This is a genomic window from Komagataeibacter kakiaceti JCM 25156 (assembly GCF_000613305.1).
Map to the genome: position 1 here is coordinate 1 of NZ_BAIO01000783.1, position 783 is coordinate 783.

At 68.3% G+C, this 783-nt stretch carries 2 protein-coding genes; both read left to right on the forward strand.

The window, feature by feature from the left end; genetic code table 11:
* The coding region (locus tag JCM25156_RS26310; protein WP_034961331.1) for a RuvA C-terminal domain-containing protein at positions 1-135 on the forward strand (135 nt) is incomplete at its 5' end.
* A partial coding sequence (ruvB, locus tag JCM25156_RS18905) for a Holliday junction branch migration DNA helicase RuvB (protein ID WP_025814392.1) occupies positions 132-783 on the forward strand: 652 nt, incomplete at its 3' end. The genes JCM25156_RS26310 and ruvB, both read left to right, overlap by 4 nt.

The window sequence follows — 783 nt, forward strand, 5'->3', positions numbered from 1 at the left end:
CTGCTGGCGCTGTCCGGCCTCGGCTTCCGGCGCGCGGAGGCGCAGCCGGTGGTGGAGCGGGTGATCGAGCGTCTGGAGGGCAGGGCGGATCTGGATGTCGTGATCCGTGACGCGCTGAAGGAACTGGCGCGATGACCCTCCCCCCCGAGCGCGAGATAGACGCCCGCCGGGGCGAGGAGGACGGGAACGAAAGCTCCCTGCGCCCCCAGACGCTGGAGGATTTTACCGGGCAGAAAGCCAGCCGCGAAAATCTGGCCATCTTCATCGCCGCCGCCCGCCAGCGTGGCGACGCGCTGGACCATGTGCTGCTGCATGGCCCGCCGGGGCTGGGCAAGACCACGCTGGCGCAGATCGTGGCGCGCGAACTGGGCGTGGGCTTTCGCGCCACTTCCGGCCCGGTGATCCAGCGCGCGGGCGATCTGGCCGCCATCCTGACCAATCTCCAGCCGCGCGATGTGCTGTTCATCGACGAGATCCATCGCCTGCATCCCGCCATCGAGGAAGTGCTGTATCCGGCGATGGAGGATTTCCAGCTTGATCTCATCATCGGGGAGGGACCGGCCGCGCGTTCGGTGCGCATCGACCTGTCTCCCTTTACCCTTGTGGCCGCCACCACGCGCGCGGGCCTGCTGGCCACCCCGCTGCGCGATCGCTTCGGCATTCCGCTGCGGCTGGTGTTCTACACGCCCGAGGAACTATGCCAGATCGTGACGCGTGGCGCGCGCAAGCTGGAATTCGACCTGACACCCGAAGGGGCGGAGGAAATCGCCCGCCGTTCACGCG